This window comes from Lelliottia nimipressuralis (genome assembly GCF_004115925.1).
GTDB lineage: Bacteria > Pseudomonadota > Gammaproteobacteria > Enterobacterales > Enterobacteriaceae > Enterobacter > Enterobacter nimipressuralis.
This window is the reverse complement of the sequence record NZ_SDDX01000010.1, coordinates 84760-95092: the sequence shown is the minus strand read 5'-3', so window position 1 is coordinate 95092 and position 10333 is coordinate 84760. Positions and strand designations below refer to the sequence as shown.

10 protein-coding genes and 1 other RNA gene are annotated in these 10333 nt (G+C 55.3%); 4 read left to right on the top strand and 7 right to left on the bottom strand.

What is annotated here, in order from left to right:
* Positions 1–51 precede the first annotated feature (51 nt).
* The 3 genes from ETG88_RS10100 to pnuC all read left to right on the top strand — a co-directional run bounded on the left by ETG88_RS10100 (position 52) and on the right by pnuC (position 2140).
* Positions 52–176: non-coding RNA, RtT sRNA (locus tag ETG88_RS10100), on the top strand.
* Between the two features lie 163 nt (positions 177–339).
* On the top strand, positions 340–1383 hold the full coding sequence (nadA, locus tag ETG88_RS10095) for a quinolinate synthase NadA (protein WP_129035343.1): 1044 nt from the start codon (positions 340–342) through the stop codon (positions 1381–1383).
* A 37-nt stretch (positions 1384–1420) separates the two neighbouring features.
* Complete coding sequence (gene pnuC, locus ETG88_RS10090; protein ID WP_129035339.1) at positions 1421–2140, top strand: nicotinamide riboside transporter PnuC; 720 nt, start codon at positions 1421–1423, stop codon at positions 2138–2140.
* Here pnuC and zitB read toward each other — a convergent pair.
* Together zitB and ETG88_RS10080 are read right to left on the bottom strand one after the other, a co-directional pair.
* A complete protein-coding gene (zitB, locus tag ETG88_RS10085) occupies positions 2137–3075 on the bottom strand; it encodes a CDF family zinc transporter ZitB (RefSeq protein WP_102105247.1) in 939 nt (312 codons plus the stop codon). The genes pnuC and zitB overlap by 4 nt on opposite strands.
* 107 nt (positions 3076–3182) lie before the next feature.
* Complete coding sequence (locus ETG88_RS10080; protein ID WP_100777159.1) at positions 3183–3581, bottom strand: YbgS-like family protein; 399 nt, start codon at positions 3579–3581, stop codon at positions 3183–3185.
* Positions 3582–3898: 317 nt separating this feature from the next.
* Between ETG88_RS10080 and aroG the strand changes: the two genes are divergently transcribed.
* Positions 3899–4951, top strand: a complete 1053-nt coding sequence (gene aroG / locus ETG88_RS10075) for a 3-deoxy-7-phosphoheptulonate synthase AroG (protein WP_102105245.1) — start codon at positions 3899–3901, stop codon at positions 4949–4951.
* A 62-nt stretch (positions 4952–5013) separates the two neighbouring features.
* On the opposite strand, the gene gpmA is transcribed toward aroG, so the two are convergent.
* The 5 genes from gpmA to galE form a co-directional block, all read right to left on the bottom strand.
* On the bottom strand, positions 5014–5766 hold the full coding sequence (gene gpmA, locus ETG88_RS10070; protein WP_102105244.1) for a 2,3-diphosphoglycerate-dependent phosphoglycerate mutase: 753 nt from the start codon (positions 5764–5766) through the stop codon (positions 5014–5016).
* 248 nt (positions 5767–6014) lie between these two features.
* Positions 6015–7055: a galactose-1-epimerase gene (gene galM, locus ETG88_RS10065; RefSeq protein ID WP_129035338.1), complete on the bottom strand. Its 1041-nt coding sequence runs from the start codon at positions 7053–7055 to the stop codon at positions 6015–6017.
* Positions 7049–8197 carry a galactokinase gene (galK, locus tag ETG88_RS10060; RefSeq protein ID WP_123429247.1) on the bottom strand — a complete coding sequence of 383 codons (1149 nt, stop codon included), beginning with the start codon at positions 8195–8197 and terminating at the stop codon, positions 7049–7051. The genes galM and galK overlap by 7 nt, the downstream gene beginning before the upstream one ends.
* A 3-nt stretch (positions 8198–8200) precedes the next feature.
* Positions 8201–9247 carry a galactose-1-phosphate uridylyltransferase gene (gene galT, locus ETG88_RS10055; protein ID WP_100777154.1) on the bottom strand — a complete coding sequence of 349 codons (1047 nt, stop codon included), beginning with the start codon at positions 9245–9247 and terminating at the stop codon, positions 8201–8203.
* Positions 9248–9256: 9 nt separating this feature from the next.
* Positions 9257–10273 (bottom strand): UDP-glucose 4-epimerase GalE, encoded by a 1017-nt coding sequence (gene galE / locus ETG88_RS10050; RefSeq protein ID WP_100777153.1) that lies wholly within the window; start codon positions 10271–10273, stop codon positions 9257–9259.
* Positions 10274–10333 lie beyond the last annotated feature (60 nt).

The window sequence follows — 10333 nt, the reverse complement described above, 5'->3', positions numbered from 1 at the left end:
GAAAGGCGCCCTAAAGGCGCCTTTTTGCTATGTGCGATTCGGCAGGATTTTGATATGCGCGATTCGGCAGGATGAGAGCCTGCTGCAGGTTCGGGTCGAACGCAGTGAGACACCGGAGCCGCCTGCGGCGACGGCCCGAAGGGCGAGCGAAACGAGTCATCCTGCACGACCCACCAATGTAGAAAGGCGCCCTAAAGGCGCCTTTTTGCTTTCCAAATATTGTGACTTTTTTCCTTCAACGCGCTATCTTGTTTAGTATACAAAACACAATTGTCGTATCTTTCGTTCATAACGCAAAAGAGAGACATTATTGTTAAGCCAGTAAAACGAGAAGCAATGATGAGCGTGATGTTTGATCCTGAAGCCGCAATCTATCCTTTCCCGCCCAAGCCCGTGCCTTTAAACCGGGACGAAAAACAGTTCTACCGTGAAAAAATAAAGCGCCTGCTGAAGGAGCGGGATGCGGTAATGGTCGCACATTACTACACCGATCCCGAAATCCAGCAACTGGCCGAAGAGACAGGCGGTTGTATCTCCGATTCTCTTGAAATGGCGCGCTTTGGTGCGAAACATCCAGCCTCGACGCTGCTGGTGGCTGGCGTTCGCTTTATGGGCGAGACGGCAAAGATCCTCAGCCCGGAAAAAACCATTCTGATGCCTACGCTCAATGCGGAGTGTTCTCTGGATTTAGGCTGTCCGATCGACGAATTCAGCGCGTTTTGCGATGCCCATCCGGACAGAACCGTCGTTGTTTACGCCAACACCTCCGCCGCTGTCAAAGCGCGTGCAGACTGGGTGGTCACCTCCAGTATCGCCGTTGAACTCATTGAGCATCTGGATAGTCTCGGGCAGAAGATCATCTGGGCACCGGATAAACATCTGGGCGACTACGTGCAGAAGCAAACTGGCGCGGATGTGTTGTGCTGGCAGGGTGCGTGTATTGTGCACGACGAATTTAAAACCCAGGCGCTGGCACGCATGAAAGCCCTCTATCCTGACGCCGCGATCCTTGTCCACCCGGAGTCACCTCAGTCGGTAGTCGATATGGCTGATGCGGTGGGGTCCACCAGCCAGCTGATCAACGCCGCGAAAACTCTGCCGCAGCAGAAGCTGATCGTCGCCACCGATCGCGGCATCTTTTATAAAATGCAGCAGGCGGTTCCGGACAAAGAGCTGTTCGAAGCCCCAACAGCCGGAGAAGGCGCCACGTGCCGCAGCTGCGCGCATTGCCCGTGGATGGCGATGAATGGTCTTAAGGCGATTGCTGAAGGTCTGGAGTCAGGCGGAGCGGCACATGAGATCCATGTGGACGCTGCGTTGCGTGAGGGGGCGTTAATTCCTCTTAACCGTATGCTCGATTTTGCGGCTACACTACGCTCCTGAGATGAGATAACGCGTATCAGTACGCTCTGGGGAAAAGATGGATTTTTTTAGCACGCAGAATATCCTGGTTCATATACCAATCGGGGCGGGCGGCTACGACCTGTCATGGATTGAAGCTATCGGCACCCTGGCGGGGCTGCTCTGCATTTGGCTCGCAAGTCTGGAGAAGATCAGCAACTACGCCTTCGGCCTGATTAACGTCACGCTGTTCGCGATTATCTTTTTCCAGATCCAGCTCTATGCCAGCCTGCTGTTGCAGCTCTTTTTCTTCGCCGCGAATATCTACGGCTGGTATGCATGGTCGCGGCAAAACAGCGCTCAGGAAGCGGAGCTACAGATTCGCTGGCTACCTCTGCCAAAAGCCATCGCCTGGCTCGCGGCCTGTATCGTCGCCATTGGCCTGATGACGGTCTACATCAATCCGGTATTTGGATTCCTGACGCGCGTGGCAGTGTCGGTGATGTCCAGCCTGGGATTAAACGTCACTATGCCTGAACTGCAGCCCGATGCGTTCCCGTTCTGGGATTCCTGCATGATGGTGCTGTCGATCGCGGCGATGATTCTGATGACGCGTAAATACGTCGAGAACTGGCTGCTGTGGGTCATCATTAACGTGATAAGCGTTGTGATCTTCGCGTTGCAGGGCGTCTACGCCATGTCGCTGGAATATCTGCTCCTCACGTTTATCGCCCTGAACGGCAGCCGGATGTGGATTAACAGCGCGCGTCAGCGTGGCTCCCGCGCACTGTCCAGTTAATGGTGGTGATGGTGTGAATGGTCGGGCTGCGTCTCATTGAGATGGCAGTCCGGCCCACTACAGGTCTGATACTCCATCTGAATAGTGGCGTGCGAAATCTCGTAGTGGTGCTCCAGGAAGTGCTGAATGCGGCCCAGAAGTGCGTCGTGGTCGTGCGGAGGGATCACCTGGACATGCAGGGTCATCACCGGTTTCTCGCCCACCAGCCAGACATGCACATGATGAACATCGCGCACTTCCGGAATATCCCGGCACAGCTTGCGCTTCAGCGCCGAAATATCCAGCGAAACGGGCGCACCCTCCAGCAGTTCGTTCACACTCTCGCGTAACAATCCCCATGCACTGCGCAGCACCAGACAGGAGACCAGCACCGACAAGATGGGGTCGATCGGTGTCCAGCCGGTGGAGATAATCACCAGTGCCGCCACAATCGCCCCGACCGAGCCCAGCAGATCGCCCAGCACGTGTAACGCGGCCGCGCGGACGTTGAGGTTTTTCTCTGCGCTACCGCGATGCAAAATCCAGAAGGCGAGGACATTGGCCAGCAGCCCTGCCACGGCAATCACCATCATCGTCGTTCCGGCGACAGGCTGCGGATCGCGGAAGCGCTGGAACGCCTCCCAGACAATCAAAATCGTGATCACCACCAGCGCAATGGCATTGACGAAAGCGGCGAGAGTCGTGAGACGCAGCCAGCCGAAGGTATGGCGCGCGTTAGGTGGACGGCGGGAAAACTGCACGGCAATCAGCGCAAACAGCAGCGCAGCGGCATCCGTGAGCATATGGCCCGCATCCGCCAGTAATGCCAGAGAGCCAGAAATCAGCCCGCCGATAACCTCGATAACCATAAACGTGGCCGTGACGCCGAAAGCCAGCATCAGACGTTTAGCGTTTTCGTCCCCTGGAGAGTGTGAATGCGAATGCGTGTGCGCCATGAACTCTGTCCTGATGAGTAATCATTCTAAGTGTAGATTTTTTAACATTTTGCACAAAAAAGAAAGGAGAGCCTTCGCTCTCCTTCATTTATCCGATCCGACTCGTATTACTGCGTTGTGCCATCGGTTTTGGTATCGACATCGTTGTTGATCCCGTTGCCGGTTTCAACTTTCTTGTTGATGTCCGGACATTTCCCGTCTTTACACATCGAGTTTTTGTGAATTTCGTCCTTGGTCATCCCGTCATGGTTCATGGTGCCCGAGTCGGTCCCGTTCGGGTGCAGCATGGTACCGCCGCTGGTTCCGCTGCCCGTGTTGATATTACTGTTATCAACATTGTTTGGCGCCACGTTCTGTTTGGCGTCCGGCGCGACCTGGCCTGCTGCAGCTGCAGCGTTCGCCTGGCCATTATTATCGGAACCCGTAGAATCTGCTGCAAGCGCTGCGCCGCTCGCCATGGTCAGGGTTGCTGTCAGGAAAAGGGTTGCCAGTTTAGTCATTTTCATCATGCTGCTCCTGTTCTGGTCGTTATTTGCTGGATAACTTCTTCCAACAGTGCATCCGCGAAATCAATCGCTGAGTGGTCAAAGATTCCATTATCTGAACTTATGTCAGGATGGAATCACGTTTAAATGCATAAACAGAGTGGTTACATTTAAAAAGTTTAGGGCAGATCTCGTTATTCGCTACTTTGTCGCGTTTTTTAGGGTAATTCCAGGAATTATCCGTGCGAAGTGTAAAAGCCCGTTTACACTTCCAGGCTGACAAGTTAGATTGAAAGGATTGCATTCATTACTAAAAATATGTCAGAGCCGGAACGATCATGAATTATCAGAACGACGATTTACGCATTAAAGAGATCAATGAGTTATTACCCCCTGTAGCGCTCCTTGAAAAATTTCCCGCCACGCAAAATGCCGCCAACACGGTTTCTCATGCCCGCAAAGCGATCCATAAAATCCTGAAAGGTAACGACGATCGCCTGCTGGTGGTGATTGGCCCTTGTTCCATTCACGATCCTGCGGCGGCAAAAGAGTACGCTGCGCGCCTGCTAACCCTGCGCGAAGAGCTGCAAGGCGAGCTGGAAATCGTCATGCGCGTCTATTTTGAAAAACCACGCACCACGGTGGGCTGGAAAGGGCTAATTAACGATCCGCACATGGATAACAGCTTCCAGATCAACGACGGGCTGCGCATCGCGCGCAAACTGCTGCTGGAAATTAACGACAGCGGATTACCGGCCGCAGGCGAGTTCCTGGACATGATCACCCCGCAATATCTGGCCGACCTGATGAGCTGGGGCGCGATTGGTGCGCGTACCACGGAATCTCAGGTTCACCGCGAACTGGCGTCGGGTCTCTCGTGCCCGGTCGGTTTCAAAAACGGTACCGATGGCACCATGAAAGTGGCAATCGACGCCATCAACGCCGCCGGTGCGCCGCACTGTTTCCTGTCGGTCACCAAATGGGGCCACTCAGCTATCGTCAACACCAGCGGGAACGGCGACTGCCATATCATTCTGCGTGGCGGTAAAGAGCCTAACTACAGCGCAAAACACGTCGCAGAAGTGAAATCGGGCCTCGAAAAAGCGGGGCTGTCACCGAATGTGATGATCGATTTCAGCCATGCCAACTCCAGCAAGCAGTTCAAAAAGCAGATGGAAGTGGGCGCGGACGTTTGCCAGCAACTGGCTAACGGCGAGAAAGCGGTGATCGGCGTGATGATTGAAAGCCACCTGGTGGAAGGAAATCAGAGCCTGGAGAGCGGCGAGCCGCTGGTCTACGGGAAGAGTGTCACTGACGCCTGCATCGGCTGGGAAGATACGGACGCGATCCTGCGCCAGCTGGCAAACGCGGTTAAAGCGCGTCGCGGTTAATCCTTCTTAACCCAATAAAAAAGCGTGGATTGCTCCACGCTTTTTTTATATCTGGCGAATCATTACTTCGCTTTACCCTGGTTCGCTACCGCCGCCGCTTTCGCTGCGATTTCGTCAGCGTTACCCAGATAGTAACGTTTGATTGGGTTGAAGTTCTCATCGAACTCATACACCAGCGGTACGCCCGTTGGGATGTTCAGTTCAAGAATTTCGTCTTCGCCCATCTTATCCAGGTATTTCACCAGCGCACGCAGAGAGTTACCGTGAGCGGCAACGATGACGCGCTCACCGCTTTTAATACGCGGCAGAATGGTGTCGTTCCAGTAAGGCACAACGCGATCGATGGTCAGCGCCAGGCTTTCGGTCTGTGGCAGCTCAGCATCAGTCAGTTTCGCGTAACGCGGATCGTGGCCCGGATAACGCTCATCGTCTTTGGTCAGCTCTGGTGGGGTTACCGCAAAACCACGACGCCACTGCTTAACCTGCTCGTCACCGTATTTTTCAGCGGTTTCAGCTTTGTTCAGCCCTTGCAGCGCACCGTAATGACGCTCGTTCAGCTTCCAGGATTTCTCAACCGGCAGCCAGGCCTGATCCAGTTCGTCCAGCACGTTCCACAGAGTGTGGATGGCACGTTTCAGCACAGAGGTATAAGCAAAATCAAAGCTGAAGCCTTCATCTTTCAGCAGTTTACCTGCAGCTTTTGCTTCGCTTACGCCTTTCTCAGACAGATCAACATCATACCAACCAGTGAAGCGGTTTTCGTTGTTCCACTGGCTTTCGCCGTGGCGCACCAGGACCAGCTTAGTTACAGCCATATTGCACTCCTTAAGCTTATTGAATGATAACAATTCTCATTATATTGCCGTGATCGCTCAGGCGGCAACGCTTAACCCTAACCATAGCGAAAATAGTGGCCCAGTGTAAGATGCTTGTGAATTGAGGGTTATGATTTTGTCTGCGATCGACGCTATTTTCAGCAAGACGGACAAAAAAAGCCCTCAGCATGAGGGCCTGGCGGGTTGTCGTTCGGGTGGCCGGGGAAACAACGCGCCACCCAATATCGTTAGCGAGCGATAAACTGATAAACGGTCTCGCTCACATATTCCTGGCCCGGACGCAGAATGCAGTCAGGCTGCGGCCACTCGGCATGGTTAGGGCTGTCCGGCAGAAACTCACTTTCAAGCGCCATACCCTGCCAGTCGTGGTAATCACCCTGTTCGCGCGCAGGCGTACCGCCGAGGTAGTTCCCGGAATAGAATTGCAGGGCGGGAGCGCTGGTATACACCGTCATCTGCAGCTTTTCGTCGGCGGACCACACCTGAGCGGCAGGCTGGGTAGCATCTCCCTTCGCCTGCAGCAGGAATGCGTGGTCATAGCCTTTCACGTTGCGCTGATGGTCGTCGCTCAGAAAATCCGTTGCGACAGTTTTCGCGCTGCGGAAATCAAAGCTGGTGCCCTCTACGGACTTCAGTCCTTCAAGAGGAATTCCCATCGCATCGACCGGTAAATACGCATCGGCCAGGATCTGCAATTTGTGATTGCGTACATCCGTCTGATCGCCGTCGAGATTGAAATAGGCGTGGTTGGTCAAATTGACCGGACAAGGCTGGTCGACCGTCGCACGGTATTCAATACTGATACGGTTATCGTCCGTCAGGCGGAAGAGGGCAGAGGCAGAAAGATTGCCGGGGAAGCCCTGATCGCCGTCGGCGGATTCCAGCGCAAACAGCACTTCGCTGTCATTCTGCTGCACGATACGCCAGCGGCGTTTATCAAAACCTTCCGTGCCGCCGTGAAGCTGATTCTCGCCCTGGCTTGGCACTAAGGAATAGGTTTTGCCGTCCAGAACGAAGCGGCTTTTGGCGATGCGGTTAGCGTAGCGTCCGACAGAGGCACCCAGATAAGCCGCCTGGTTGACGTACTGTTCCGGCGATGCGCAGCCGAGCAGGGTCTCGCGCACGCTGCCGTCTGGCATGGGTACACGGGCAGAGAGTAGCGTCGCGCCCCAGTCCATCACCGTCACCACCATTCCTCCGCTGTTACGCAGGGTCAGCAGGCGATACGGCAGACCGTCAGGGGCGAGGGTTGGCGTTTCATTTAGCACTGTCCAGCTCCTTGGGTTGCTTTGCACACATAGAAAGTCTCTTTAATACCGGTTTTGGCTTCATACTGTTTTGCCACGGCATCCTGAACGGCGGGAACCAGCTCTTCCGGAATCAGCGCCACAATGCAGCCACCAAAACCGCCGCCGGTCATGCGCACGCCGCCTTTCTCGCCGATGGTCGCTTTCACGATCTCAACCAGCGTATCAATTTGCGGAACCGTGATCTCGAAATCATCGCGCATGGAGGCGTGGGATTCCGCCATCAGTTCGCCGATGCGTTTCAGATCGCCTTTCTCCAGCGCAGAAGCTGCTTCCACGGTACGGGCGTTTTCGGTCAGAACGTGACGCACGCGTTTGGCCACGACCGGGTCCAGTTCGTGCGCCACTTTATTGAATTCGTTTAACGAAACATCGCGCAGTTTAGGCTGCTGGAAGAAGCGCGCACCGGTTTCACACTGCTCGCGGCGGGTGTTGTACTCACTGCCGACCAGCGTGCGTTTGAAATTACTGTTGATAATCACCACCGCCGCGCCTTTCGGCAGGGAGACGGCTTTGGTGCCCAGCGTGCGGCAATCAATCAGCAGGGCATGTTCTTTTTTACCGAGCGCAGAAATTAGCTGGTCCATAATCCCGCAGTTACAGCCGACGAACTGGTTTTCCGCTTCCTGGCCGTTGAGGGCGATTTGCGCCCCGTCCAGCGGCAGATGATAAAGTTGCTGGAATACGGTGCCGACCGCCACTTCCAGAGAGGCAGAGGAACTCAGGCCAGCACCTTGCGGAACATTACCGGTGATCACCAGATCCGCGCCGCCGAAGTTTTTATTGCGCTTTTGCAGGTGTTTAACCACCCCGCGCACGTAGTTTGACCACTGCTGGGTATCATGAGCCACAATCGGCGCATCAAGGGAAAACTCGTCGATCTGATTGTCGTAATCGGCGGCAATCACCCGCACGTTGCGGTCGTCGCGTTTGGCGCAGCTGATAACGGTCTGATAATCGATCGCACAAGGCAGAACGAAACCATCGTTATAGTCGGTGTGCTCACCAATCAGATTGACGCGGCCAGGAGCCTGTATCGCGTGGGTGGCAGGGTAGCCGAATTTTTCAGCAAACAGGGATTGTGTTTTATCTTTCAGACTCATTTATTAGACTCCTGATTCGCGGTAGTGGACATCGCTGACGGCGCGCAGACGTTCTGCCGCCTGTTCTGCCGTCAGATCGCGCTGGGTTTCTGCCAGCATCTCATAGCCCACCATAAATTTACGCACCGTCGCGGAACGCAGTAGCGGCGGATAAAAATGGGCGTGTAACTGCCAGTGCTGATTCTCTTCGCCATTAAACGGCGCGCCGTGCCAGCCCATGGAATAGGGGAAAGAGCACTGGAACAGATTGTCATAGCGACTGGTCAGTTTTTTCAGCGCCAGGGCCAGATCGTCACGCTCGGCATCGCTCAAATCGGTAATGCGCAGGACGTGGGCTTTTGGCAGCAGCAGCGTCTCGAACGGCCACGCCGCCCAGTATGGCACTACGGCGAGCCAGTGTTCGGTTTCAACGACCGTGCGGCTGCCATCAGCCATCTCGCGCTGAACGTAATCCGCCAGCAGCGCTGACTGGTTTTCATCGTAATAAGCTTTTTGCAGACGATCTTCGCGCTCAACTTCATTCGGCAGGAAGCTGTTCGCCCACACCTGGCCATGCGGATGCGGGTTAGAGCAGCCCATCGCCGCCCCTTTGTTTTCAAAAACCTGCACCCACGGATAATCCTGTCCCAGCTCGGCGGTCTGCTGTTGCCAGGTGTTGATCACGTCGGTGAGGGCGCCGAGGCTCAGCTCCGGCAGCGTTTTGCTGTGGTCCGGCGAGAAGCAGATCACCCGGCTGGTGCCGCGCGCGCTTTCGCAACGCATCAGCGGATCGTCACTTTCCGGGGCATCCGGCGTGTCGGTCATCAGGGCGGCAAAATCGTTGGTAAACACATACGTGCTCTGGTAATCCGGATTTTTATCGCCGGTGACGCGGGTATTCCCCGGACACAGGAAGCAGTCCGGGTCATGCTGAGGCAGCGTCTGTTTCGCCGGCGTCTCTTGCGCGCCTTGCCATGGGCGCTTCGCACGATGCGGAGAGACCAAAATCCATTGCCCGGTTAACGGGTTATAACGCCGATGCGGATGATCGACGGGGTTGAATTGCGTCATGTCGGATCCTTAATCCGGATAGCCCTGGGGATGGCGTGACTGCCAGTGCCAGGTATCCTGTGCCATTTCATCCAGTGTGCGCGTGACACGCCAGTTAAGCTCTTTGTCGGCTTTGGAGGCATCTGCCCAGTACGCGGGAAGATCGCCATCGCGGCGTGGCGCGAAGTGATACGCCACCGGTTTGCCGCAGGCTTTACTGAAGGCGTTAACCACGTCCAGCACGCTGCTGCCCACGCCAGCACCGAGGTTGTAAATATGCACGCCGGGTTTATTCGCCAGCTGCTGCATCGCCGCCACGTGACCATCGGCCAGATCCATGACGTGAATATAGTCGCGCACCCCGGTGCCATCTTCGGTTGGGTAGTCGTTGCCAAAAATTGCCAGCGAGTCGCGGCGGCCCACGGCCACCTGCGCGATGTAGGGCATCAGGTTATTCGGGATGCCCTGCGGATCTTCGCCCATATCGCCTGACGGATGTGCGCCAACCGGGTTGAAATAACGTAGCAGAGCGATGCTCCAGTCCGGCTGCGCTTTTTGCAGGTCGGCCAGAATCTGTTCCACCATCAGCTTGCTTTTGCCGTACGGACTTTGCGGCGTGCCGGTCGGGAAGCTCTCGACGTAAGGAATTTTAGGCTGGTCGCCGTAGACGGTGGCCGATGAGCTGAAGATAAAGTTTTTCACGTTCGCAGCGCGCATCGCGGAGATCAGGCGCAGGGTACCGTTCACGTTGTTATCGTAGTATTCGAGAGGCTTAGCGACGGATTCGCCGACCGCTTTCAGGCCCGCGAAGTGAATCACCGTATCAATGGCGTGGTCGTGAAGGATTTCGGTCATCAGCGCTTCGTTGCGGATATCGCCTTCCACAAACGTGGGCTGTTTTCCGCCGAGGCGCTCAATGACGGGCAGCACGCTGCGCTTACTGTTGCACAGGTTGTCGAGGATGATGACATCATGGCCATTTTGCAGCAGTTGCACACAGGTATGACTTCCAATGTAACCGCTACCACCCGTTACCAGAACTCGCATATTTCGCTCCATTAGGCTTATGGTATGTAATAACCATAGCATAACAGAGACGTGAAAAGT